The following is a 25,112-nucleotide window of genomic DNA, read 5'->3' as shown; positions in this document are numbered from 1 at the left end:
ACTGTCTACCCGTCCCCGCCCGCGCTTGGTCGCGCGAGAGAGAGTTTGTCCAGCACCTCACACAGGGTCTGCAACGTCGGCCCTCCGCCCGCGAGCACCTGACTGTCGAGCGGTGGAAACTCGAGCCCACGTGCGGCAGCGCGCTCACGCGGCGTCAACGACTGTGGCGCAAGGCGACCCGCCTCTATCAGGGTGTAATACGCCGCCGCTTTCCACACGCACCGCCCGATCCGACAGGCGCGATGCTCGGGCATCTGCTCATGGGCCAACGCGATATCGGCAAACCGGCAAACTCTCGGCGGCGTGACGATCGTGTCCTCGCGCATCACGCCGCCCCCGTCTCGGCGATGGCCGGGCATGCGACCTTCGCCCATGTGGTTGCGGGACAAACGGTTTCGAGATCGAAATCCTCACACACCCGCGCTGGTTGATCGTCGACCTGAGCCAGGTCGTAGACCACGATCGCGGCCACACCCAGCCCGGCGGCGATCCCGAGGGCGTACCCGATCGGATCGGAAGTGTCTTGCGGGGGCCGTACCGTGTAAACGTACTGGTAGCCCAGTAGCCGGGCGTGCTGCGTTACGGCGTTCGCGTGTCGGGGTGTTGCGAGTCCGGACACGTCACGTCACCGCGGACAAATCCAACCGCCTTCGGCGCGTCGAATCTTTCTGTATGTGATTCTGCCACTTGATTGTTCGTCATCGCTCCAGGCCTTCGGTCGATGGAGTTGCGGGGGTGGCGGTCGAATAGGCCTTGTACCTCAACGATTCCCATCTCGAGCGCCGCCCACAGCACAGCATCAGCAACCGATAGACAGCAGCAGAAACGAGAACTCGATTGCGATTGCTCCATAACGCCAGAACGGGGCTCGGTTCTGCAGTAAGAACAGGCTCAGTTTCCGATCCGACGTGACTCGATTCCAGGAGACCCCGTGACCAGCACCGAAGAGGACGGCCCGTCATCAACCCTGCCGCGCCGCCAGCTCGGACGGTTCCTTCGTGAACGCCGCGAAGCAACCGGATTCACCATCGCCGAAGCCGCCAAATTGGTCGACCTTTCGAGAGCCGTGCTTCAGCGCATCGAGACCGGACAGATTCAGAAGGTCCGCCGACAGGATGTGCAGGCGCTATGCGAGGTCTACGACGTCGGCGCCGCCGACACCAAGGCCGCCGTCGACCTCGCCCAGCAAGGCAGAGCCAAGAGCTGGCACCACGTCTACGGCGGCCTGTACAGCACCGCATTCAACATGTACGTCGGCCTCGAAGCGTCTGCACGCCGACTCACCACCTACCACGAGCAACACGTTCCTGGCCTGCTCCAGACGGTCGACTACGCACGGGCAATCATCGCCGCGGTCCCCATGTTCACCAGCCCCGACGACGTCGATCGGCGCGTTGAGCACCGACTGAAACGGCAAGCCCTCGTCACACGCAAGACGAACCCAATCCAGCTGGACGTGATATTGCACGAGTCGGTGCTATACCGCGTGATCGGCAGCCGGAGCATCATGGCCGCGCAACTGAAACATCTCGCCGAGATGTCCAAGCGACCCAACATCACGGTGCGGATGCATCCATTCAGCGCAGGTTTGACCTGGGGGACGCCCTACAGCTCGTTCATCATCCTGGAGTTCGAGCGTGTTGCCAAAGGTGAACTCCTCGAGCCTCCAGTGGTATTCATCGACGGCGGAGCGGCCCAGGACGTATATCTTGAGAAGCCCGAGGACGTGCGATTCTATGCCGAGCTTGCTTCGGCCATCCGGGATACATGTCTGGGCGAGGTGGAAAGCAGAAACCTGCTCCGGCAGGTGGCGAAGGAGCACGAACGTGGTGAACGTTGACCTATCCGGGATGAACTGGTTCAAGAGCAGCTACAGCGAAGGCAGCGGGCAGTGCGTCGAGGTGGCATGGCTCGACAGCGGCAAGGTCGGCGTTCGGGACTCGAAGAACCCAACCGGCCCAGCACTGGTATTCACTCCCAGCGAGTGGGATGCCTTCGCGGCAGGCATGCAAGACGGTGAGTTCACCCGTCCCACCGCCTGACAACCACCCTGATCAACCACAAATGACGGCCTCGATCCGACACGTAACGGGTTGGGGCCGTTATCGTTTCAGCCAGGGTGTGAAGGTGGCATCGTGATTCAGTAGGTCCAGTTCTTGCGAGCACTGGTGTTCACTCCCGGCGAGTGGGATGCCTTCGCGGCAGGCATGCAAGACCGTGAGTTCACCCGTCCCATCACGTAACAGCCTCCCCGAAACGATCACAGTCAACGACCTCGGTCCGACCCGTAATGGACTGAGGTCGTTACCGTTTCAGCCCGGGTTGCCGCTGCCGACGCGCTCGCTGTCTTCCGATGGAGCATCAAGTGCCGCCAACAGCCCGCGCTTCTTGTACTTGGGTCGAAGCGCCCGTCCGACCATGTCGGCCGGTGACAACCAGGAGATGACGGCGCCGTGTTCCTGGTTCGTGAGCAGCCGCGGAACGAGGTCCGCCGCGATGGTTTCGGGTAGATCGGCAAAAGCCGAGTAGAGCCCGCGTCTGCGGGGCGAGGCCGCCCGGTACTGCTCGGCCAGCATGTCGCTGACGACGATCCCGGGGATGATGGTGCCGACGCGGACCGGGCCGCCCGCGACCTCTTTGATCACGGACCGGGTGAAATAGCGAATCGCCTGCTTGGTGGCACCGTAGATCGCCATGCCATTGCGCTTCATGCCGTTACTTCCGAAACCCTCGGTGTTGAAGATCTGACCGGTTGTCTGCTGCTTCCGCATTCCGGCAAGCGCGACGACGCAGCCATTCATGGTGCCGGTGAGATTCGCCGCAACGACGTCGGCTATCTCCGTCGCCGTCAGTTCGACCAAAGGTACGGGGTTTGTGCCGATTCCGGCATTGTTGATCCACAGGTCGACCCGGCCGAACGCGGCTGTGGCGGCCGCGAATAGGTCCTTCACGTCCTCGATACAGCCGACGTCGGCCGCAACCCCGGTGACCATTGCGTTCGGGTGCGTCGAGCGCAACTTCTCGATGCATTCGCCGACCGCGCTCTCGGTTCGCCCCGACACCACAACCGCGCAGCCCGCCTCGAGAAACGCATCAGCCAAAGCGAATCCAAGACCGCGGGTACTTCCGGTGACAACGACGCAATGCTTGTCCATGCGCGCTCCTCTCGAGTTTGGATGCGTTCCGGGACGCCGGAACGTGATAGTGGTGGTCTACCACCACTTTATGAAAGTATGTCTATCACAGCGAAATATGGTGGTCAACCACCACCAATTCTCGGACACCGCTACGGTGAGAAACATGAGTCAGCAACCAACCGGCGCCGACGCGAACCCCAGCAACGCCGAGCTGGTCCAAGCGCTTCAGCAGGCGGTAGGGCTTGTGCGTGCCCACTTCGCCGCAGCCACAGCCCAAGCGGGCGTGACGCCGGTGCAAGCGAAGGTGCTGCGTGAACTCTCCGACCCCCTCACCCTCAAGGATCTGTCGGCACGATTGGGCGCCGACCTGTCCAACACCTCGGGGACCGTCGACCGTCTGGAGTCGCAGGGCCTACTTCGCAAGCAGCCGCACCAAACCGATCGGCGAGCACGCATGCTCACCTTGACCGCCACCGGCAAGCGCATACGGCAAACCCTGGAAGACCTCGCCTTCAGCACCGTGCCCCCACTCGACGTACTCAGCCCACGCCAGCGTCACGACCTGAACACGCTGCTCCGACTGATCACCTCGACACAGACCCCGCCCGTAGATACCGAATCACCGTAGCGACGAATCGCCCGCAGCCCAGCGCGTCGACTCACGCATCGGCGGTCATGGCCCGCCGCCGCAGCCGGAATCGGATTCAACTCCGCATGCCTCATAAACGCCGACGGACCCAAAATCGCGCGGTCATTGTTGCCGAGACCACCCCAAGGGGCCTCGTCACCAGTCTGGAGACTGCTGCCGCATACACAGTGACTATCGCGCAGACGGTATATGTTCTGCGCGATAGTCATTGGGTGTGCGGGACGCTTTGCCGATGACAGACACCGATCCGCCTCGTCGCCGCCGTCGGTGGCCTGCGGGGTGCGGGTCTCGAGCCGTTCCCTGCACTCGCGGTCCGGACTTCCGATCGATTTGCGGAATCTCTTTCCCGGGCAAGGCTTTACAGGTTTCGGTGTGTACTGCGCTACGGGACGCGGTGGATGGTCTTGTCGCTGACAAGGTCGGGGCGGCTTATTCGTGAGATGTCCGCTCGCTGATTCCATCGACCTCTTTCAGGATCTGTCGCAGGAAGGGCCGGGGTGGCTGGTCGGATGCCTCCGGGGCGGCGAGCAGGGCTTCCACGACCGGCGCGAGCGCGGGGGCGCTGTCCACGGCCATCCGGACGAGACCGAGTTCGGCGCACCGAGAAAGGGCCGGAGCCAGGCAGGCGATCGCCTGATCGGCTTGTCCGGCGACGGAAAGGCAACCGCCGTACAGCAATTGAGCCTGCAAGAGCGCGCGGGGGCGGGGTTGGGTACGGATTTCGGCGACGATCTGTTCGGCGTCGGCGGCGGCACGCTCGGCGGCGGCCGATGACTGTTGGGCGAGCAGGAGACGAATGGCCGAGTCGTGGGTGAGTTCGGCGGTGACCGCGAGTGGGTGGTTCGGTTGCCGCTCGTACGCGGGCAGGTGCTCGAGCATGTGCCGGTCTTCGTCGGTGATCGGCAGACCCAGTCGGACCCGCTCGTTCAAAACGCGGGCGGTCAGCCGTGGCAGGACGATGTGCTCCGCGACCGTTTGCCCCTCGTCCAACCGTTGTCGTGCGGCCTCGAGGTCGCCGCGTACTGCCGCAAACCTGGCACCGGTCCCGTAGTTGGCGATCAGGAATTCCACGGCGCCGCTCGCCACGCCGGGACCGGATGCCAGCAGCTCGGCGGCTTCGGTGTATTGCCCTTTCTGGTAGAGCAATTCGCCGAGCAGGCCGCTGGCCAGCCGGGTCGCGTGGGATTGGCTGCCGGTATTCTTGGCGAGGGCGAGCGCGGAGCGGAAGAGTTCCTCGGCGCCGGCGATGTCGAGTTCTTCGGCGGCGGCTTGGCCGGCGATACAGGCGCCGTATACCACGCCGGCCGGGCCGTTGATGCGGGTCCGGTAGGGCTCGGCCCACGCATGCCAGCGGCGGGCACCGACAAAGTCGAAACGATAGTAGGCGGCCGCTTCCGCGGTGGTGGCCGCGACGCTGGCGAAGAACGGTCGTACCCGCTGCTGCAGCCATGCCACGGCGGTATCGGGGAAATCCTTGAAACGGTCCGTCACCAGGTATTCCGCGGCTCGCGTCACATCAGCCTGGATGCGCAGCTCCGTGGTCTCGCGATCGTTCGGTGCGGTTGCCAGTGCCGCGTCCACGCGATCCAGCGCGGCTCGGGTGGCGGCGGGGCGCTGGAGGGAGATGTTGGCCCAGGCCACCGACAGTTGCAGCCGTGGATCGGCAACCGTGATCTCGGCGGGCAGCTTCTTCATCAGCCCCAGGAAGGTGGCCATGCGGGAATCTTCGATCAGCGTGTCGGCGTGTTCTTGCACGAGTTGTTTCGCCTGCTCGGCGGCGTCGGCCGCGAGTGCGTGATCCACGGCTTCGGTGACCATTTCGTGCTCGGCGAACCAGGTCGACGCGGTCAGATGGAGCTGTTCGAGCAAGCCGGGATGCTGCCGGATCAGTCTGCGGCGCAAGAAGTCCGCGAAGAGCGCGTGATAGCGAAACCACCGCAGCTCGTCATCGACGCTGCGCAGGAACAGGTCTCGGCGCCGCACCTCCTCGAGCTGTTCCTGCCCGGACCGAACTCCGGTCAATGCCTCCGCGAGATCTCCACAGACGGTGTCGGTGATCGCAGTCCGCATGACGAAGTCGAGCATCGTCGGTTCGAGCGCGCCGACGACGTTCTCCATCAGGTATTCGCCGATGGCGTAGTGCTGCCCCGTGATCTGGTCCAGGTAGCTCCCGGGATCCTCCTTACCGCGCAGTGACAGTGAGGCGAGCTGCAGCGCGGCCACCCAGCCCTCCGTCGACGCGCGCAGCCGGTCGACGTCGGCGTTCGACAGGTGCAATCTCTTCGCACCGACCAAGAAATCCGTCGCCTCCCCGGAATCGAAACGCAGTGCGCTCTCATCGATTTCCACCAGTTCGTCCTGAACGCTCATGCGCCCCAACGGAAGACCGGTGCGAGTGCGACTGGTGATAATCCATCGCAGGTGGTGGGACCCGTTGTCGAGCAAGAACTCCATCGCGGCGAGGGTCGCGGGACTGGTCACCTCATGCCAATCGTCGATCACGACCGCGATGGGCTCCGCATTGTCGTGGATCTCGTTGATCAAGGCCGTCATCACTTGCTGCGCCGCGCCGGCGGAACGCTCCTCGAGAATCTGCGTCAGTTCGATCGCCAGCGTCGGGCGAACTTGCCGAATCGCCTCGACCAAGTGGCTCAGGAACCACACGGCATTGTTGTCGTCCTCCGCGATCGCCAACCAGGCAACCCGGACGCCGTCCGCTTCGAGGGCGTGCGCCCACTGTGCGGCCAGGCTGCTCTTGCCGAAACCGGCCGGACCATGAATGAGGACCAGTCGCCTGGATTGTCCCTCGCGCAAGATCTCCAGCAACCGCGGGCGACCGACCAGGCGGCGCAGTGTCGTCGGTGGACGGAACCGGGTTGTCGGGGCCGATTGCGGCCGCAACGCGGTTGCGGCGGTCGACCTTGTCAGCGAGATCGGCTGCATGCCCACGACAGAGACGGTTTCGACGGATTCGTCGCACTCCGGGGCAGGCATCGTGTCCACCGGCAGTCCGCAGGAGAACTGCACGGTGCGCAACCGCTCGCCGAATTCCCGGGCGGTGGCCGGCCGGTCGGCGGGTTCGGTGGCCATCGCGGCCTCCAGGACAGTGCACACCATTGCCGGTACACCGGCGGATCGCAGGTCGGGGAGGGGTTCGGAGGTGATGCGCACGAACTGCGCCACCAGCGACTCGCCTGCCTGGCGCTCGAACGCGGCGTGGCCGGTGAGCGCCGCGAACAGCGTCGCGCCGAGCCCGTAGATATCGGAGCGAACCGTCGGAGGTGCGCCGCGTATTACCTCCGGAGCCATGTAGGCCGGGGTCCCCGCGACGACGCCGGCCGCCGTCTCGAACGCGCCGCCGATACGCGCGATACCGAAGTCCGCCAGCTGCGGTTCACCGTAGTCGCTGATCAGCACGTTCGCGGGATTGACGTCGCGATGGACGACGCCGCAGGCGTGCGCGGTCGCCAGCGCGCCCGCCAGCTTCACGCCAACGGCCAGTACCTCCTGCCACGACAACGGCCCGTCCGCGCGAATCCGTGCGTCGAGCGAGCCCCTGGGGTGGAAGGGCATCACGATGAACGGTCGTCCGGTCGGGGTGACGTCGGTCGTCAGCACTTGGACGATGTTCGGGTGGGTCGAGAACTTCCCCAGCGCACGTTGTTCGCGCAGGAAGCGGGTCCGGTCCTCATCATCGACCGTGGAGCCGAGAACCTTGACCGCCACGTCCCGATCGAGTGCGGAGTCGGTGCACCGGTACACGATGCCGAATGCGCCGCGGCCGATCTCGCGAGCGTCGGCCAACCCGGCCGCAGCCAGTTCCGCTGCGATGCCGAAAGTCAGGTCGCGTTGCGTCCCCTGGGCATTACCCTCGGACACCGACCGCTCAACCGATCATCGGCGCAGACTTCCCGGATATTCGCGCGTTCGCGGCTGGCTGCCGCCCCGACCGCACCACGAGCGACTCATGTACTCACCTCTCGAGGCGAAAACCAGCTGGTCCCGACAGGTCGATCATAAGCCGCGACGACAGGAGCAGCGCGCCGGCCATCGAATCGGCCGGATAACTGCGGCGCGACGAGGTGGGCCGAATCCCAGCCGTATCCGCCCGCCGAAATGGCGCTCGTGCGCCGCGCATGCCCCGTTTGTCTGTCTGCTGATCGAATGGGCTGCACGACGGTGATGCCGAGGTGGCGTTCAGTGCGTCCGATTCGCGGCCCACAGCGGGTAACGACGTTGATCTGCGATTGCCTCCGACCTACCCGGCATGCACTGGAATGACGCTGGCGGTGCCGCCTGCTGGCTCGGCCCGTCGGGCGTTTGCCGACGATAAGAAAACTGTTAGGCGGCATCGGCATTGTTGGAGGGACACCGAGATCGCCTCGGTGCGATGTGGATTCGGAGTTCCGGATGAACAAGACCGCCGCTGTTATCGGCGCGCTGGCGAGCGCCGCAGTACTCACGGCCTGCGGGCCGGACGATTCGATGACGACCGGGGGTGGATCGTCGTCGATTACCGCGACCTCGTCCGCGGCGGGAGCAGCGTCGACCGCAACGGCGACGTCGGTCGCCGGATCGCCGCGCACCGATGAAACGGCCACCTTCACCGCGACCACCCTGCACCTCGAGGGCGATGGGTACAAACTCGACGTACCCCAGGTGAGCGGTGGGAAGGCCGACGCGAGAGCCGAATTCAACCAGGGGATGCGGGCCGGGGCGCAGGAGTGGATCGACCGCATCTCCGGTCCGGGCGATTCGGTCACCGGTGGTAGTGACAGCCAGGTCGTGCACATCGGCGCGCATGTGCTCAGCGGACATCTGGTCACCATCATGTACAGCGCGGGCGCCGCGCATCCGAACAGCTTCGACTCCGCGCACGTCACCAATGTCGACACCGGCACGGCGATCACCCTGTCCGATCTGTTCACCGATCTCCAGCAGGGCCTGGATGTGCTCTCGACACAGGCGCAAACCCTGGTCGAGCAGAACCCGAGGGCGGCGGGCTACAGCAAGAGCCAGCTCACTCCCGTGGCCGAGCACTTCCGGACCTGGGTCGCCACGCCCGAGGGCATGAAGATCTATCTCGGTGAAATCGCCTCGCACGCCGCGGGCAATATCGATATCACCGTGCCGTGGTCCGCACTCGACGGCGTGCTGAAGCCGGGGATGCGCGCGGTGGTCGGCAGCTGACGCTCTCGGCACAGCTCGCGGTGGTAGCTTCTCGGGCACGCACGCGAGCCATTCGGGGAGGCGAAATGAAGAAGACCGCTGCCGCTGTCCTGATCAGCGTCCTGTTCGCGGTGCTCACGGCCTGCGGGTCCGGCGATCGGGCCGACTCGTCGGCGGCACCGGCCTTCACCGCGACCTCGGTTCGGCTCGAGGGCCCGTGGTACTCCGTCGACCTGCCGCAGGTGGCGGGTGGCAGCGACGATGCGCGTACCGATTTCAATGAGGGCATGCGCGCCGAGGTCGATCCGTTCCTGCGGAACGCGGCGCAGAAGCAGCAGGTGAAGGGGTTCAACAGCGAGGTCGCCCATATCGGCGGCCATGTGCTCAGCGGTGTGCTCGGCATAGAGGTCAGCGACGGCTATCTGCATCCGATCACCTTCAAGCGGACCCACGTGACGAATATCGACACCGGTAAGGCGCTGACCCTGCCCGAGCTGTTCACCGATCTGCAAAAGGGTCTCGACGTGCTGTCGGCGCAGGCGGCGGTGCAGATTCCGAAGACGCGGGTCGGCCCGAACTCCTACGACAAGGAGCGCATCGAGCCGACGGTGGAGAACTTCAAGGATTGGCTGGCCATGCCCGACGGTCTGCGCGTCTACCTCGGGGAGATCGCATCGCACGCGCTCGGCTATATCGACATCACGATCCCGTGGTCCGAACTCGACGGGACGCTGAAGCCAGGTCTGCGGGCGGTTGTCAGCAGTTGACGGTCCGACGCCGGGGCGGGGCGAACCGACCGGTTAAGCTCGGCACTCATGCAGGAGAACGGTCGGCGCCGACGCAAGCTGGGGGTGATGGGTGGCACTTTCGACCCCATCCACCACGGTCATCTCGTCGCCGCCAGCGAGGTCGCGAATCGGTTCGAACTGGACGAAGTGATCTTCGTCCCAACCGGACAGCCGTGGCAGAAGGCCGATAAACAGGTCAGCCCGGCCGAGGATCGCTACCTGATGACGGTGATCGCGACCGCGTCGAACCCCCGATTCTCGGTCAGCCGAGCCGATATCGACCGGGGCAAGGTCACCTACACCGTCGATACCCTGCGCGAGATGCGTGCCAAGCATCCCGATGCCGAGCTGTACTTCATCACAGGAGCTGACGCACTCGCCAACATCCTGACGTGGCAGGATTGGGCGGAGTTGTTCGAACTGGCGAAATTCGTCGGGGTGAGCCGACCGGGGTATGAGCTGAACACCGATCATCTCGAGGCGCATCTGCGTGACCTGCCGGTCGACGCGGTGACCATGATCGAGATCCCGGCGTTGGCGATCTCATCGAGTGAATGCCGTCGCCGCGCCGCCGAGAACCGGCCGGTGTGGTACCTCGTGCCCGACGGCGTCGTGCAGTACATATCGAAGCGGCATCTGTATGTGCCGGTGGGAGTGGAAGGTAGTTAATTTGAGCGCATCTGTCGAGTCGGTGGAGATGGCGCAGGTCGCCGCGCGCGCGGCGGACGAGAAGCTGGCCTCCGACGTCGTGGTGCTCGACGTGTCCGAGCAGTTGGTGATCACCGACTGCTTCGTGATCGCCTCCGCGCCGAATGAGCGTCAGGTCAATGCCATCGTCGACAATGTCGAGGAGAAATTGCGCGAGGCGGGGCATAAGCCGGTCCGGCGCGAGGGCACCCGCGAGGGCCGCTGGGCGCTGCTGGACTACGTCGACGTCGTGGTGCACATCCAGCACAATGACGAGCGCAATTTCTATGCGCTGGAACGGCTCTGGAAGGACTGCCCGGCGGTGCCGGTGCCGGGGATCGCAGCCGGGAGTGAGGTTTTCAAGCACGCGGACGCGGATGACGCCGCGGCGGTACAGCGAAACGGGGACGTCCGCGAGTGAGTAAGTATGCCGGGGTCCGCACGCTGGTCCTGTTGCGGCACGGGCAGACCGAATGGAATGCCGCCGATCGAATGCAGGGGCAGATCGACACCGATCTCACCGAACTCGGCCGTCGCCAGGCGAAAGAGGCCGCGCGCGAACTGGTTTCGCGCAATGCGATCGCCATCATCTCCTCCGATCTGCGGCGCGCCTTCGATACCGCATCGGCGCTGGCCGATCACACCGATCTCCCCGTGGTCCCGGATGCGCGGCTGCGCGAAACCAATCTCGGCGATTGGGAGGGGCTGACCCATCTGGAGGTCGACGCCGACTATCCGGGTGCGCGGGTGGCCTGGCGGTTGGACGCGGCCTACACCCCGCCGAACGGGGAGAGCAAGCTCGAGGTCGGCGCGCGTTCGCTGCCCGTCGTCCGGGAATTGTTCGCCGATCGGCAGGATTGGCCCGGCCGGACTATCATCCTGGTGGCGCACGGCGGGCTGATCGCCGCCCTCACGGCCGCGCTGCTCGACCTGCCGCCGCGGAATTGGCCTGCCCTTGGGGGGCTGGCCAACACCAGTTGGGTGCAGCTGAGCAGTCACGGCCCGAGCATTGATCAGCCCGGTTGGCGCCTGGATGTGTGGAACGCAGCGGCGAAGGTGGCCCCGGATGTCCTCTGAAGAACCGATCCGGCAGGTACCGGACGAATTGTTCCGTCGGGTTTCGGCGAAGCCCGAACGGGCGATTCCGGATGCGCTATTCGGACCGCCTCCGGTGAAGCAGGTCGAGCCGGAGGTATCGGCCGAGTCGGCGACGTCCGAATCCGAAGGTGATGAGCCGGTTGCCGCCGAGTCCGGCGAGGGCAACGACGAGCCAGCCGCCCCTGCGGCCGAGTCCGGTAGCGGAGCCGAGCCAGCTGAACCAGCGGGCGAACCGCCCGAAGGTGTTGCGGCAGTGTCCAACGCGACCGAGTCCGCGACTGTCGGTGCTGCCGCATCGACAGTCGAGTCCGTGGCCGATGCTGTGACAACAACCCCGGCGGACGAGCCTGTATCCGCCGCAGCGGATGCCACGGCTGCCGAAGCTGTCGGCGTCGGATCCGCGCTCGGTCCGGTCGATTCCGAGGAATCGGTTGTCGATGACGAGGTTTCGGCCGCCGCGCTGGCCTCGACCGATGAGCCGCAGCCGACGGATCGGCCGGTGCTGCTGGTGATCGCGGATTCACTATCCTACTTCGGTCCGAAGGGCGGCCTACCCGCGGACCATCCAAGGATCTGGCCCAATCTGGTTGGCGCCGAACTCGATTGGGATGTCGAGCTGATCGGCCGGATCGGCTGGACCTGCCGCGACGCGTACTGGGCCCTGATCGGCGATCCCCGGGTGTGGGCCGCGGTGCCGCGCGCTGGCGCGGTGGTTTTCGCGGTCGGCGGGATGGATACGTTGCCCTCGCCGCTGCCGACCGCGCTGCGCGAACTGATCCGGTATGTGCGCCCGCCCGTGCTGCGCCGCGGAGTCCGCGCCACCTACAACTGGCTGCAGCCGAAACTGTCGAAACTCGGTCGCCCCGTGGCCCTGCCGCCGAAGGTGAGCGTGGACTACCTGGAGCAGTCGCGGGAGGCGCTGGCACAGCTGCGTCCCGATCTGCCCGTGGTCGCGGTGCTGCCGTCGGTGCACGACTGCGCCGCCTATGGACGCGTGCACAGCGGCCGCGAGCCTGCGGTGCAGGCACTGCGCGCCTGGTCGGCGCGGACCTCGGTGCCGCTGGTCGATCTCGCGGAAGCGGTGCGCGACAATATCTTCTCCGGCGAGGCGAATCCGGATGGCATCCACTGGGGCTGGGACGGGCATACCGCGGTCGCGAATTCGATGGTGAAGACCCTGCAGGAGGTTCGGTAGTCCCGTGGCCGTAGTGGTCGTCACCGATTCGTCCGCCAGCCTTCCCGCCGAACTCGTCGATGAGTTGGGCATTGCCGTTGTCCCGCTGCATGTTCTGGTCGGCGACCGCACCATTCGCGAAGGCATCGACGCCATTGATATCGACTACGGCTCCGATACCGTGACGACCTCGGCGGCCTCGCCGGGTGAGCTGCGCGCGGTCTACGAGCAGGCACTCGCCCGCAGCAACGGGGATGGTGTTGTCGCGGTACATCTTTCGCGCCAGCTCTCTGGCACGTGGGAGGCCGGTCGCCAGGCGGTGCGCGATATGGATGCCGCCGATCGGGTCCGACTGGTCGATTCGCTCGGCGCGGGCCTGGCCACCGGGCTACCGGTGCTCGCGGCCGCCCGCCGGGCGCACAGCGGCGCGGCACTGGATGACGTGTACGAGACCGCTGTCGGCGCGGCGAGCCGGTCGCGCACATTCATCCTGGTGAATCGCACCGAACAATTGCGTCGCGGCGGCCGATTGAGCAGCGCCGCCGCCTTTTTCGGCAGCGAACTGGTGAGTAAACCGCTGCTGCAGATCGTCGAGGGCCGACTGGAACTGCGCGAGAAGGTCCGCACCCGGTCCAAGGCCTACGCCAAACTCGTCGCGGCGGCGGTGGATGCGGCGGGTAGTGACGGTGCCGCCGTCGCCGTCCAGCATCTCGGTGCCGAGGACGCCGCGAATACGGTCGCCGCTCAGCTGCGCGAGCTGGTTCCCGGCATCGGTGAAATGATCGTCGCCGAATTCGGCCCCGCCCTTGGCGTGCACTTGGGTGTTGGTGCCGTCGGCGTGCTGGTCGTCCCCGGCGGCTGCGCCTGATTTTGCCCTTCGAGTAGGTGTGGCTACGGTCCAGCATGCGCGGGGGTGTCGCATCTTCCGGTCGAGTGGCCTGGTAGGCGTAATAATTTCTGGCTGATCGCAACCCCTTTGGTCGGCAGCCGAGGTGACTAACGTCGCGGCATGACCCGTTCCGCAACTCCGATCAATCCGCCGCTGACCGTCGCATCGCTCGAATGGGAGCATCCGGACGCGGTGCGGCGCTGAACCGATCGCCGATGCCACGAACCACGATGTGCGGCGGGGCCGCGCGACGGCCGCGCGCGACCCGACCGCGTCAGCGGGATATCACGAAGTGCCGCAAGGGCTCTCGGCGATGTCGAGTCAGCTGGTCGACCTTCGATATCGAGGCGGTGCGCGACTATGGTGACGACGTGGGGAGCGAATGCCCGATCTGCGATAAGCACCGGGGGATCGGTGCGCTGGTCGGCCCGGTGATCTACGCGGACGACCTGATACTGGTGACACACCGACCGCTCACCGAAGGTACGCCGGTGCCCGGCTATCTCTTCGTGGAGACGCGGCGACACGCACCGACATTGTCGACCCTGACCGATGCCGAGGCGCGGGCGGTGGGCTGGGCGGCCCGCCGCGCCGCGCACGCGTTGCATGTCGAGCTGGCACCGGAATTCGTATTCTCCGCGATTACCGGGCTCAGCGTCGCGCACTTCCATCAGCACGTCTTCGCGCGCCCGCCCGGCACCCCGGAGTCGGTGCCGTGGACCCATGCCGATGCGTGGCCGGACGCACCACACATCGATGCCAGCGCGCTCGGCGAGCTCTGTGATCGGCTGGCGATCCACTTCGTCACCGAGCATTGACGACACGGATCGACCGGGCGCGGTCCGGAACTCGGACGGGCGGGATGCGATCCGGCTGGCCTCACTCCGGAGTCGACCACAGGTCGGTGCTGTGTGCGTCGATGAGTTCGGTTACGGGGGAGAGGAATTCGTCGACCGATAGCGGTTCGAGGCGACGTCCGTCCCGAAGGCGCACCGCGACACGGTCATTGGCGACCTCCTTCGGACCGATGACGACCTGGTACGGGACCAATCTGGCCCGGCGGATGCGCGCGCCGAGACTGCCGAGTTCGGGATCGGCGATCTCGGCGCGCAGCCCCAGCTCGAGACAGCGTCGGACCAGTGCCTCGGCGTGCGCAACCTCGGCCGCCGAGACCGGCAGCAGCACCAGCTGGGTCGGGGCCAGCCAGGCCGGGAACGCACCGCCGTACTCCTCGATCAGATGCGCGACGGCCCGCTCGACGCTGCCGATGATGCTGCGGTGCACCATGACCGGGCGATGTTCGGCACCGTCGGCGCCGATGTAGTGCAGGTCGAACTGCTCCGGTTGGTGAAAGTCGACCTGCACGGTGGACAGGGTGAATTCGCGACCGGCACTGTCGGTGAACTGGATATCTATCTTGGGACCGTAGAACGCGGCTTCATCTTCGGCGGGTTCGTAGGACAGGCCGGAGCGCTCCAGTACCTCGGTCAGCATGGCGCACGAACGCCGCCAAAGCTCAGGGACGGCAACATATTTCCCACCCGGCCCGGGCAATGAGAGCCGATAGCGGGTCGGCATGATGCCCAGCGCCGCATGGGCCCGCCGGATCAGCTCCAGTGCGCCCGCGACCTCGTCGGCGACCTGGTCCACGGTGCAGAAGATATGCGCGTCATTGAGCTGGATCGCGCGGACCCTGGTGAGTCCGCCGAGTACACCGGAGAGCTCGGAGCGATACATGCCACCCAATTCGGCCATGCGCAAGGGCAATTCGCGGTAGCTGTGCGAGCGGGCGCGGAACATCACCGCATGGTGCGGGCACAGGCTCGGCCGCAGTACCACCTGCTCGCCGCTCAGCTCCATCGGCGGGAACATGTCATCGCGGTAATGCGACCAGTGCCCGGATATTTCGTAGAGCTCCCGCTTCCCGAGCAGCGGTGAGTACACGTGCCGGTATCCGGCCCGCCGTTCCGCGCCGCGGATGTATTCCTCCAGGGTGTGGCACACGGTGGCGCCGTCGGGCAGCCAATACGGCAGCCCGGATCCGATCAGTGGGTCGGTATCGAACAGGCCGAGCTCGCGGCCGAGTTTGCGATGGTCGTACATGGGGTCTCCTCGCGGACAGCGGGCGAGTGACCACACAAGACGAAGCCCCGGGGCACTCGCCCCAGGGCTTCGATCAGACAGCAATCAGCGCACCGGGACAATCTCCGGCGTCGTCGTCACAGCAGCGCGCTTCATGGTCGCCACCGTAGCAGATCCGCGGTGGCGTCCGAGTCTCTTGTGCGCGATGGCGCTGGCGTGGCCGAAGTCGGCTAGCCGACCTGCTCCGCGAGGAAGTTCTCCCAGGTGAGCTTGCCGACCGTCGCGCCGCCGATGGTCAGATTCTCCTTGGCCCGGTACGCGCGTCCGACCTTGCCCGGCACCCGAACCGGCAGGAATATCCGGCGCTTGCCCGCGGCCTGCAGATAGCCGCGGATCAGCTCGGCCATCGAGTACACCGTCGGCCCGACCAGATCGGGCACCCGCCCGGCCGGTGCGCCACGCGTCAGTTCCACCAGCCGGGCCGCGACCTCCCGCGAATCGACCGGCTGCCAGTCGATTCCGCCGGGGGCCGGGACGATCGGGCTCTTCGCCATGGCCCGCGCGGTCTTCAGCGCGAGGTCGTGGAACTGGGCCGCACGCAGAATGGTGAACGGTACGCCCGATTCGACAATGGCCTGTTCGGCGGCGAGTTTGGCCTTGAAATAGCCGATCGGCAGCTTGTCGGCGCCGATCACGCCGATGTAGACAATGTGTCGCACCCCCGTCTTTGCCGCGGCGTCGACCAGGTGCCGGGTCGCCACATCATCGTCCTTGGGGCCGCCCGCCAGGTGCAGGATGACCTCCACGCCGTCGACCGCCGCCTCGACGCCCGTGCCCTGCAGCAGGTCACCGGTCACGTATTCGATGCCGTCGGTCGATTCGTGGGCAGTGCGGCTGAGCAACCGAATCTTGAAACCGGCATCGACCAGCAGTGGGGTGACGTGGCGGCCCAGTGTGCCGGTACCGCCGGTCAACAGGATGGTCGTCATGGTTCCTCCAAGCTCGGTGGGCCGGTGTGCGGCCCCGTCAGTAGGTCTTCGTAGGTATGACGACGTCCAGGGGCATGGTGTGACAAGACCGGAGAACACGCAGGTACCAGCTGGTGTGCGTGAACGAATTGTCCGCGCTTACCTCTACGATTCCCCGGGTGACCGGATACGACGACCTCGATGCCTTCGAGCACCTCGACACTTCGACGCTGCCGCCGCGCCAGCAGCGGATTCTCGCCACGATTCGGGACTGGGTGGTGCGCTACGGGTACGCGCCGAATACCCGGGAAATCGGCGACGCCGTCGGGCTGCGCTCCTCGTCGTCGGTCTCCAAACATCTGAAGTCCCTGGAGGACAGGGGATTTCTGCGGCGCAGCGAGACCATGTCGCGGCCGATCGACGTGCGCATGTTCCTGCGGCCGTCCGCGCCGCGGGAGCAGCGCGAGGATTCGGTCACGGTGCCGGTCGTCGGCGATATCGCGGCGGGCACACCCATCCTCGCCGAGGAGCACACCGACGATATGATGACGCTGCCGCGCGAACTCGTCGGGCGCGGAACGGTTTTCGGCCTGCGCGTGCGCGGCGATTCGATGATCGACGCCGCGATCTGTGACGGCGATCTGGTGGTGATCCGCAAACAGCACGAGGCGCATTCGGGTGACATCGTCGCCGCGATGATCGATGGTGAGGCGACGGTCAAGGTCTACCGCCGTCGCAACGGGCACGTGTACCTGGAGCCGCGCAATCCGGCCTACGACGTCATCGATGGTGACGAGGCCGTGGTGCTGGGGAAGGTGGTCTCGGTGATGCGCCGGGTGTGAGCTCGGTGACGCGGTGTGCGGTGGCTCGAAAATCCGTTGTCCGCGCTAACGACCAGCTGTAGCGTCGCTTCGGTTTGTTCCCGATCAACCGAAGGAGTCGATGCCATATGAAAGCCGTCACCGAACGCGACATCAGGTCGTCGTTCATCAACTGTTCCAAGACGACCGCCAAGAAGTTGCCCATGCCCCGGGAGCTGGATACACAGCCATGGGATGACCTGGACTTCCTCGGCTGGAGCGATCCGTCGCTGCCCGGCCGTGGCTATCTCGTTGTGCCGCAGGATGATCGCCTTGTCGGGGTCGCGCTGCGTTACGAGACGGGCGGATCCGGCCGGACCCAGATGTGCGCGATCTGCCTGACCACGCACACCGGCCACGGCGTCTCGCTGATGACCGCGCACAAGGCGGGCGAATCCGGGCGTCGAGGCAATTCGATCGGTACCTATATGTGCACCGATCTCGCCTGCTCGCTCTACGCGCGCGGTAAGCGAACGCCCGCACTCGGCAACCGGTACCGGGAAGATCTCATTACCGAGGAGACGAAGATCGAGCGGGTCCGCGACAATATGACCGCCTTCGTCACCAGGCTCTTCAGCTAGTCCGTTCGCATCCGGACGCATCGAGAAACGGAGGTAGATGCCATGCGCCGACACTTGACAACCCGCGCACTATCGCACCCCGAGTTCCGCGACACCGCACCAGAACTCGGGGTGCTCAGGATTCCGCTCCGGTTGAGACGGCCCGGACATCGGCCGGACCACCTCATCCGGAGCGGAATCCCCGCTGCGTAGCCGATCCCGCGCCGCCGATCCTGCCAGACCAGTCGGTATTATTCAGCTAACTGTCAGCAGCGTTCCAGTTCGCGAGGGGATCGGCGATGGCGACGAGGCGGGTGTGACACGGCTGCCGCATTACGCGGCGATGCTGGCGATGGCAGGCGCCCTCCCCGGCGACGATGACCGATGGGCCTATGAGGTCAAGTTCGACGGCATTCGCGCCATCGGCTATATCGACGACAACCTGAGGCTGGTCTCGCGCAACGATAAGGACATCACCGCGGCCTGGCCCGAACTCGTGGACCTCGCACCGGGAAGTCCGAGATTCGTCGTCGACGGCGAGATCGTCGCCTTCACCGCCGACGGCCGGACCTCCTTCGAGGCGCTGCAGCCACGGATGCATCAGCGCAATCCCGCCGCGATCCGCGCACTGCGGCGCACGATCCCCGCGACGTATCTGATCTTCGACCTGCTCCACATCGGCGACCGCTCGCTGATCGACCTGCCCTATCAGCAGCGCCGCCAGCTACTCGAACAACTCGGCCTGCGCGGCCCGCACTGGCAGGTCCCGCCGCGCTTGGACGGCGCCGGCGCCGATATCCTCGCCGAATCGAAACGCCTCGGGCTCGAAGGCATTCTGTGCAAGCGCCGCGACAGCCCCTACCTCCCCGGTCGACGCAGCCCACTCTGGACCAAGGTCAAGAATGTCCGCGACCAGGAAGTCGTCATCGTCGGCTGGCGCCCCGGAACCGGAAGGCGCGCAGGCAGTATCGGCTCACTCCTGATGGCGGTCAACGACAACACCGGAAATCTCGTCTACATCGGCAATGTCGGCACCGGCTTCACCCAAGCAACCCTCACCGACCTACAGTCGAAACTCCAACCGCTACAACGCAATACCCCCACAGTCGCAACCGACATCAAGGACGCCATCTGGGTCACCCCCGAACTCGTCGGCGAAGTAACCTTCACCGAATGGACCGGCGACGGCCGCCTCCGCCACCCCTCCTGGCGCGGGCTGCGCCCCGACAAATCACCGAACGAAGTCAAAGCGCCATTCGATTAAGTGGTTCACGCGGCACTGGGAGCATACGGAACTCCGGGAGGACGACTATTTCCGCAACCGTGAGGTCGTCGGTCTGGGGGATGTTCGTCATCTCATGTGAGGAGCGCCGATTATGTTGTGCGCGTTCGTTATTCGGGGTGTGTGGTGCTATTGGTCCGCTGGCTCTCGGAGGACGCTACCTATGACTGTGGTTACGACCCTGTGGGTGGCGGCGGGGGCGGGTGGGGTGTCTTTGCGGTCGGCGAAGAGTAGGTGGCCGCTGCCGATCAGGGTGAGGGCGAGGGTTTCGACATCCGCGTCGGGGGTGATGCGGCCCAGGTCGCGTTCGGCGGTGAGGTAGGTCGCGAGCATGGCTGTCGCTTCGGTGAGTACGGGGACGCCGGGTGGTCGGACCTGGCGCAGGCGGGTGCGCAGCTCATCTCGGAAGGTCACCAGGCTGACGATGGCTACCGCGACCGATTCGAAGACGGCGCTCAATGCGTCGGTGAGGTTGGCGGTGACCGTGCCGGTGCCGGCCGATGCGCGCAGGGCGGCGGACTGCTGCTCGATCCGGCCGATCCGATCGAGCACGAGTCCGGTGAGGAAGGCGTCGAAGTCGTCGAAGTGCCGGTGCAGCACACCCTTGGCGCAGCCTGCCTCGGTCGTGACCGCGCGGCTGGTCAGCGCATTCGGTCCATCGCGCAGCAGGATTCGCTCGGCCGCGTCGAACAGCTGCTCGCGCGGATCGCGTATGGCCACGCCTGTGGGCACGGTGCCTCCCTCTTTCATCGACTATTTGGCAAGTGGGCATGCGCCCACTATGGTGGGCGCATGCCCACTCTACCTCCGGAACACTCGCCCGACTCCGCACGCGAATCCCATCAAGCCCGGGAACTGGCCGAATCGTTCGGTTCGGATCCCGACCGGTATGACCGGGCCCGACCACGCTATCCCGAGGCCATGGTGGATGCGATTGTCGCCGCCAGCCCCGGGCTCGATGTCGTCGATGTCGGCATCGGCACCGGCATTGCCGCCCGGCAGTTCCGGGCGGCCGGCTGCCGTGTGCTCGGCGTCGAGGTCGACGCGCGGATGGCGCAGTGGGCGCGTCAGCAGGGGTTCGAGGTCGAGGTGGCGGCTTTCGAAGCCTGGGACCCCGCTGGTCGGATATTCGACGCCGTCATCTCCGGGCAGACCTGGCACTGGGTGGAACCGGTCGGGGGAGCCGCGAAGGCGGCCGAGGCGCTACGGCCGGGTGGGCGGCTTGCCGCATTCTGGAACGCTGGCCAACCGCCGACCGAACTGGCACAGGCCTTCGCCGAGGTCTATCGCCGGGTAGCGCCCGATTCGCTCGCCGCTCGCTGGGCGACGGCGGCCGCACAGGATGCGTACTCGATGCCGCATCAGAAGGTGGTCGACGGGATACGAGCCGCGGGCGGTTTCGGTGATCCCGAGGAATGGCGATTCGACTGGGAGCGGTCCTACACCCGAGACGAGTGGCTGGACCACTTGCCCACCACCGGTGGCCACGCCCAGTTCTCTGCGGCCACGCAGGATGCGGTACTTGTGGGAGTCGGGGCCGCCATCGATGCCGCGGGCGGCTCTTTCCCGGTGCGGTTCACCACGACGGTGGTCACCGCGGTCCTCAGGGAAGGCCATGACCGTCACCTCGAAGATCACCTCCGTCCTGGGGGATACGTCACTGGTTCGAAGTGATGCCGCCACGTCAGTTGCCGACCGAAAATCGGCGCCTCGGCGACCGAGTTGTCCACAGGTCGGGAGTTATCAACAGACTTTCTATTTCGCCTTTTCAGCGCTGATTCCCGGCGTTGCCCCGGGACTAGCGTCGCCGCCATGTCACGACAACATGAGCGCGAGCGGATTCGGCGGCGACTGGGCGCGTTGACCGAGCGAGTCGGTGCCAGCCGAACGATCGGGGCCGGGGGTGCGGTCGATTCCGGGGGCGTCGAGTGTGCGCAGCCGCCTGGATCGGGACAGCGGTTGGGAGCCGAAAATCGGTGTGCGAAACCGGCATTGGGTTCGCGGCGCTCGGCGAATGCGGGGCGGTGGGATGACGAGAAGTTGCCCTCGCATGACCCCGAAGATGCCCGGACCGGGGACGACGGGGATGTGGTGGATGAGGACGACTGGGTAGACGGGGGCGGCGAGGTGCGCACCCCGGGCTGGCTGGACGAGCCGAAGGGACGCTCCGCGTGGCGCGATCATCTTGTGCCGGAACGATTTCGAGGGACGCGGCTGGACCCGGGCTGGCGGGGATTGGTGACGCTGGCCATGGTCGGGCTGGCGGCGGTGGTGGTCGCGTCGGTTGTCGTATTGCGTGAGCGACCGGTGGCGCAGGCGGTGCCGCCACTGTCCGCGGCGCGAACCAGCACCGCCGCGGTATCGGCAGGACTGTCGGGCCCCAGCATGGCCGCCGCGCCTGGCGCAATTTCGCCCGCCGCATCGGTAACAGCCACTCCCGCAGCGGAATTGGTTGTCAGTGTGGTCGGCCTCGTACACCGGGGCGGTCTCGTGCGCTTACCGGCGGGTTCGCGAGTCGCCGACGCACTCACCGCCGCGGGCGGTGCGAAGGACGGCGCCGACCTGAACGGTCTCAACCTGGCCCAGCGCCTCCAGGACGGTGACCAGGTGCTCGTCGGTCCGAGTGGACCGAACGCGGCCCCGCCGCCGCTCGGCAGCGCGACGATCGGCGCGGGCGGACGAGCACCGAGTGGTTCGGCATCGAATTCCGCCGCACCACGCTCATCGGCCAAAGTCGACCTCAATACCGCGACCGAAGCCGAACTCGATGCCCTGCCCGGTATCGGCCCCGTCACCGCTCACGCAATCATCGCCTGGCGCACCGCAAATGGACGATTCACCGATATCGCCCAACTCGGTGAGGTCGACGGTATCGGCCCGGCCCGGCTGGCCCGCCTCCGCGATCTGGTGACGATATGACCGCACCCAGAGGTGTATCGAATCAACGCAGTCGCATCGACCGACCGGCTGGACGACATGGCGGCCGGCGGGCGCTGGCGCAGGTTGATCGGCGGTCGGGTGCGGAGGTCGGTTCCACGGCAGACGAGGTGGCACCGGCGCTCGATGCGCGGTTACTGCCCGCGGCGCTGTGTTGTTGGGGAGCAACGATTGTCGCGCTCACCGCGGGGTGGGTCGCTGGTCTCGTACTCGCGTCGGCGCTGATATTGCTGGCGATCGCCCTCTGGGTGGTGCTCTTGCGTGCGCTGGCGCATCCCCGTGAGCGGTGGCGGGTCGTCGCCATTGCCACGCTGGCCGCGATGCTGCTCGGTGCCGGGTTCGCGGCGGCGGGCGCATGCCGTGCGCACCGGGTGGCAACGCATCCATTGCGGCACACCGCGGCCTCGGTGCGGGTGGTTGCGGTACCGACCGGTGATCCGAAACCGGTGCGGTCCAGTGCCTTCGGTGGTGAGCGGCAGTGGACGGTGCGGGCGCGACTGACCGAGTATCAGCAGGGCGGGGCGACGGTGCGGGCCGGTGGTGCCGTAATGATCCTCGCCTCCGGCGCGGAGTGGGGCGAGCTGCTGCCCGGCCGGGCAGTGGAGTTCCGCGCCGGACCGGAACGGCCGTGGCACCGCGATCTCACCGTCGCCACCCTGCGAGCCCAGGGACAGCCGGTCCCGGTCGGCGCGCTGCCCTGGTGGCAGCGGCTGGCCGGAGCCGTACGCACCGACCTTGCGTCGGCGGCGCGGGTATTGCCCGAGCATCAGGCCGGACTGCTGCCCGCGCTGGTCGTCGGGGACACCTCCGCACTGTCCGACGAGGTCCGCGAGGATTTCGAAACCGCTGGGCTGGAACACCTGTGCGTGGTCAGCGGTGCCAATTTCACGATTCTGCTCGCGGCGGTGCTCGGTGCGATGCGGCTGCTCACCCTCGGCCCGCGCATCGGTGCCGTGGTCGCGGCGGCGGCACTGGTGATGTTCATTGTCATCGCGCGCCCGGATCCCAGCGTGCTGCGGGCAGGCGCGATGGGTGCGATCACCTTGCTCGCGTTGATAACCGGACGCCGCAAACAAGCATTGCCCGCACTCTGCGCGGCCGTCATCGGTTTGCTCGCGGTGTGGCCGGAATTGGCGGTGCGAGCGGGATTCGGACTGTCGGTACTCGCGACGGCCGGACTGATCCTGTTGGCGCCGAGTTGGGCGGACTGGTTGCGCGCTCGCGGCTGGTGGCGGGTCCCGGCCGAGATCGTCGCGGTATCGGCCGCCGCCTTCGTGGTGACGACACCGCTCGTGATCGCGCTCACCGGACGGCTGAGCCTGGTCGCGATTCTCGCGAATATCCTTGTCGAACCGGTGATCGCACCCGTCACGGTGCTCGGCGCGATCGGCACCGCGCTCGCCGCGGTCTGGCCATCGCTGGCCGAACTGGTATTGCGCTGCGCGGAACCGCCGCTGTGGTGGTTGCTGTTCGTCGCCGACCATGCGGCGCGTGTGCCGGGCGCGGAGATTTCGGTACCCGATGGCTCGACCGGCGGGCTGATGGCCTGCGCGGCGGTCGTCCTCGTGCTGCTGGCATTGCGGTCCGCGCTGCTTCGGCGCTTGGCCGCCGCCGTACTGCTCGGTGTCGCGGCGGTGCTGATCCCGATCCGGTTCTGGCATCCGGGCTGGCCACCTGGGGGCTGGGTGCTGGCCGTCTGCGATGTCGGACAGGGCGACGGGCTCGCATTGTCCGTTGGTGACCACACCGCGGTGGTCATCGATGTCGGCCCGGATCCGCGAACCATCCGCGGCTGTCTGGATCGCCTGCGCGTCAACCGGATAGCACTGCTCGTCCTGACCCATCCACACGCCGACCACATCGGCGGTCTCGCCGGTGCCGTACAGGGACGTACGGTCGATGCCCTGGCGGTCGGTCCGGGCGAACTACCGGAAGCGACGATTTCCGGACGTACCGGATCCGAACTCGCGGACGCCGAAAACCCTCCGATATCGAATACGCCCGGATCCGAGCTGGATTCGAGCAAGGCGACCGGCGAGCCACCTGCCGCACGGGAGCGGCACACGGAGGTCAGCGGGCCGGATCAAGTCGCCAGCATCGTGGCACAGGCACACATCCCGGTACTCGAGCTGACCTCCGGACACGTATTGCGTTTCGGCGCTGTCGAATTGGACGTACTCGCACCCGCCCCACGCGAGCGCCGCCCGACCGGCACTCCCAGCGCCGACGATGCCAACGACCGCTCGATCGTCATCGCCGCCGCCACCCCCGCGGGCCGAATCCTGCTCACCGGCGATATCGAGGCCCCGGCACAAGAGCGACTGCTGCGCTCCGGTGCCGCCGTCCAGGCCGATATCCTGAAGGTCCCGCACCACGGATCCCGAACCACCACGAGGGAATTCCTAGCTGCCGTCCGGCCTCGTCTCGCGCTGGTGAGCGTCGGCGCCCACAACACCTTCGGCCATCCGAATCCCGGCGTACTGGCCGACCTCGCCGACATCGGCACCCGAGTGATCCGCACCGACCGATCCGGCGACACGGTGATCAGCGGCTCCGGTCCGAACCTTCGCACCTTGACCTCACGATCGACCAAATCTTGACAGCAGGCACCCACGGATCCCCTCGGCCCGCGATCGGGACCGGACTCCCCTGGAATGCGCCATCGCGTATCAGGAGGAGCGGTTGGACGCCGACAACACCGCGGATCACGACCTGAACAATGGCTCGGGCCTTGGGGCACGACCACCATGCGAAACAACTGCCGCGCACCACGCCGTCGCCTACCGGGCATATCGCCGATGTGGTCTGGGGTTGGTTGGTACGGCGGGGGGC

24 protein-coding genes are annotated in these 25,112 nt (G+C 66.4%); 17 read left to right on the top strand and 7 right to left on the bottom strand.

What is annotated here, in order from left to right:
* Window positions 1–5: 5 nt before the first annotated feature.
* Both ACQP2D_RS34535 and ACQP2D_RS34530 read right to left on the bottom strand, forming a co-directional pair.
* Entirely contained in the window at window positions 6–326 is a 321-nt protein-coding gene (locus ACQP2D_RS34535) for a hypothetical protein (RefSeq protein ID WP_433680127.1), read from the bottom strand.
* Complete coding sequence (locus tag ACQP2D_RS34530) at window positions 326–619, bottom strand: hypothetical protein (protein ID WP_433680126.1); 294 nt, start codon at window positions 617–619, stop codon at window positions 326–328. The genes ACQP2D_RS34535 and ACQP2D_RS34530 overlap by 1 nt, the downstream gene beginning before the upstream one ends.
* 312 nt (window positions 620–931) lie before the next feature.
* Between ACQP2D_RS34530 and ACQP2D_RS34525 the strand changes: the two genes are divergently transcribed.
* Both ACQP2D_RS34525 and ACQP2D_RS34520 read left to right on the top strand, forming a co-directional pair.
* Window positions 932–1,840 carry a helix-turn-helix domain-containing protein gene (locus ACQP2D_RS34525; RefSeq protein WP_433680125.1) on the top strand — a complete coding sequence of 303 codons (909 nt, stop codon included), beginning with the start codon at window positions 932–934 and terminating at the stop codon, window positions 1,838–1,840.
* Entirely contained in the window at window positions 1,830–2,042 is a 213-nt protein-coding gene (locus ACQP2D_RS34520; RefSeq protein ID WP_433685850.1) for a DUF397 domain-containing protein, read from the top strand. The genes ACQP2D_RS34525 and ACQP2D_RS34520 overlap by 11 nt, the downstream gene beginning before the upstream one ends.
* Before the next feature lie 270 nt (window positions 2,043–2,312).
* On the opposite strand, the gene ACQP2D_RS34515 is transcribed toward ACQP2D_RS34520, so the two are convergent.
* Complete coding sequence (locus tag ACQP2D_RS34515) at window positions 2,313–3,155, bottom strand: SDR family oxidoreductase (RefSeq protein ID WP_433680124.1); 843 nt, start codon at window positions 3,153–3,155, stop codon at window positions 2,313–2,315.
* Window positions 3,156–3,300: 145 nt separating this feature from the next.
* Here ACQP2D_RS34515 and ACQP2D_RS34510 point away from each other — a divergent pair, with 145 nt between their 5' ends.
* A complete protein-coding gene (locus ACQP2D_RS34510; RefSeq protein ID WP_433680123.1) occupies window positions 3,301–3,765 on the top strand; it encodes a MarR family winged helix-turn-helix transcriptional regulator in 465 nt (154 codons plus the stop codon).
* A 450-nt stretch (window positions 3,766–4,215) separates the two neighbouring features.
* On the opposite strand, the gene ACQP2D_RS34505 is transcribed toward ACQP2D_RS34510, so the two are convergent.
* Window positions 4,216–7,665 (bottom strand): protein kinase domain-containing protein, encoded by a 3,450-nt coding sequence (locus ACQP2D_RS34505; protein WP_433680122.1) that lies wholly within the window; start codon window positions 7,663–7,665, stop codon window positions 4,216–4,218.
* 531 nt (window positions 7,666–8,196) lie between these two features.
* Here ACQP2D_RS34505 and ACQP2D_RS34500 point away from each other — a divergent pair.
* The 8 genes from ACQP2D_RS34500 to ACQP2D_RS34465 all read left to right on the top strand — a co-directional run bounded on the left by ACQP2D_RS34500 (window position 8,197) and on the right by ACQP2D_RS34465 (window position 14,409).
* Complete coding sequence (locus ACQP2D_RS34500) at window positions 8,197–8,976, top strand: RsiV family protein (RefSeq protein WP_433680121.1); 780 nt, start codon at window positions 8,197–8,199, stop codon at window positions 8,974–8,976.
* 65 nt (window positions 8,977–9,041) lie between these two features.
* Complete coding sequence (locus tag ACQP2D_RS34495) at window positions 9,042–9,722, top strand: RsiV family protein (RefSeq protein ID WP_433680120.1); 681 nt, start codon at window positions 9,042–9,044, stop codon at window positions 9,720–9,722.
* Window positions 9,723–9,770: 48 nt separating this feature from the next.
* Window positions 9,771–10,412, top strand: coding sequence for a nicotinate-nucleotide adenylyltransferase (nadD, locus tag ACQP2D_RS34490; RefSeq protein WP_433680119.1), 642 nt, complete (start codon window positions 9,771–9,773; stop codon window positions 10,410–10,412).
* Between the two features lies 1 nt (window position 10,413).
* Window positions 10,414–10,851: a ribosome silencing factor gene (rsfS, locus tag ACQP2D_RS34485; RefSeq protein ID WP_433680118.1), complete on the top strand. Its 438-nt coding sequence runs from the start codon at window positions 10,414–10,416 to the stop codon at window positions 10,849–10,851.
* On the top strand, window positions 10,848–11,507 hold the full coding sequence (locus tag ACQP2D_RS34480) for a histidine phosphatase family protein (protein ID WP_433680117.1): 660 nt from the start codon (window positions 10,848–10,850) through the stop codon (window positions 11,505–11,507). The genes rsfS and ACQP2D_RS34480 overlap by 4 nt, the downstream gene beginning before the upstream one ends.
* A gap of 481 nt (window positions 11,508–11,988) precedes the next feature.
* Entirely contained in the window at window positions 11,989–12,723 is a 735-nt protein-coding gene (octT, locus tag ACQP2D_RS34475; protein ID WP_433685849.1) for a diglucosylglycerate octanoyltransferase, read from the top strand.
* Between the two features lie 4 nt (window positions 12,724–12,727).
* Window positions 12,728–13,570, top strand: coding sequence for a DegV family protein (locus ACQP2D_RS34470; protein WP_433680116.1), 843 nt, complete (start codon window positions 12,728–12,730; stop codon window positions 13,568–13,570).
* A gap of 392 nt (window positions 13,571–13,962) precedes the next feature.
* Window positions 13,963–14,409, top strand: coding sequence for an HIT family protein (locus ACQP2D_RS34465; RefSeq protein ID WP_433680115.1), 447 nt, complete (start codon window positions 13,963–13,965; stop codon window positions 14,407–14,409).
* 61 nt (window positions 14,410–14,470) lie between these two features.
* On the opposite strand, the gene thrS is transcribed toward ACQP2D_RS34465, so the two are convergent.
* Both thrS and ACQP2D_RS34455 read right to left on the bottom strand, forming a co-directional pair.
* Window positions 14,471–15,694, bottom strand: coding sequence for a threonine--tRNA ligase (gene thrS / locus ACQP2D_RS34460; RefSeq protein WP_433680113.1), 1,224 nt, complete (start codon window positions 15,692–15,694; stop codon window positions 14,471–14,473).
* A gap of 209 nt (window positions 15,695–15,903) precedes the next feature.
* Window positions 15,904–16,662: an SDR family oxidoreductase gene (locus tag ACQP2D_RS34455; protein WP_433680112.1), complete on the bottom strand. Its 759-nt coding sequence runs from the start codon at window positions 16,660–16,662 to the stop codon at window positions 15,904–15,906.
* A gap of 158 nt (window positions 16,663–16,820) precedes the next feature.
* On the opposite strand from ACQP2D_RS34455, the gene lexA reads away from it, so the two are divergent.
* From lexA to ligD, 3 genes are all read left to right on the top strand, one after another.
* Window positions 16,821–17,483 (top strand): transcriptional repressor LexA, encoded by a 663-nt coding sequence (gene lexA / locus ACQP2D_RS34450; protein WP_433680111.1) that lies wholly within the window; start codon window positions 16,821–16,823, stop codon window positions 17,481–17,483.
* Between the two features lie 107 nt (window positions 17,484–17,590).
* Window positions 17,591–18,082 carry an FBP domain-containing protein gene (locus ACQP2D_RS34445; protein ID WP_433680110.1) on the top strand — a complete coding sequence of 164 codons (492 nt, stop codon included), beginning with the start codon at window positions 17,591–17,593 and terminating at the stop codon, window positions 18,080–18,082.
* 295 nt (window positions 18,083–18,377) lie between these two features.
* Window positions 18,378–19,325 carry a non-homologous end-joining DNA ligase gene (ligD, locus tag ACQP2D_RS34440; RefSeq protein WP_433680108.1) on the top strand — a complete coding sequence of 316 codons (948 nt, stop codon included), beginning with the start codon at window positions 18,378–18,380 and terminating at the stop codon, window positions 19,323–19,325.
* Between the two features lie 147 nt (window positions 19,326–19,472).
* On the opposite strand, the gene ACQP2D_RS34435 is transcribed toward ligD, so the two are convergent.
* A complete protein-coding gene (locus ACQP2D_RS34435) occupies window positions 19,473–20,075 on the bottom strand; it encodes a TetR/AcrR family transcriptional regulator (RefSeq protein ID WP_433680107.1) in 603 nt (200 codons plus the stop codon).
* A 60-nt stretch (window positions 20,076–20,135) separates the two neighbouring features.
* Between ACQP2D_RS34435 and ACQP2D_RS34430 the strand changes: the two genes are divergently transcribed.
* The 3 genes from ACQP2D_RS34430 to ACQP2D_RS34420 all read left to right on the top strand — a co-directional run bounded on the left by ACQP2D_RS34430 (window position 20,136) and on the right by ACQP2D_RS34420 (window position 24,880).
* A complete protein-coding gene (locus ACQP2D_RS34430) occupies window positions 20,136–21,017 on the top strand; it encodes a class I SAM-dependent methyltransferase (RefSeq protein ID WP_433680106.1) in 882 nt (293 codons plus the stop codon).
* 138 nt (window positions 21,018–21,155) lie between these two features.
* Complete coding sequence (locus ACQP2D_RS34425; protein WP_433680105.1) at window positions 21,156–22,262, top strand: helix-hairpin-helix domain-containing protein; 1,107 nt, start codon at window positions 21,156–21,158, stop codon at window positions 22,260–22,262.
* Window positions 22,259–24,880, top strand: coding sequence for a ComEC/Rec2 family competence protein (locus ACQP2D_RS34420; RefSeq protein ID WP_433680103.1), 2,622 nt, complete (start codon window positions 22,259–22,261; stop codon window positions 24,878–24,880). Before ACQP2D_RS34425 ends, ACQP2D_RS34420 begins: the two co-directional genes overlap by 4 nt.
* The last annotated feature ends 232 nt before the right edge of the window (window positions 24,881–25,112 follow it).

Source organism: Nocardia sp. CA-119907, assembly GCF_050955995.1.
Classification (GTDB): Bacteria; Actinomycetota; Actinomycetes; order Mycobacteriales; family Mycobacteriaceae; genus Nocardia.
Note: the sequence above shows the minus strand (reverse complement) of the source record. Positions and strands in the feature narration are given on the sequence as shown.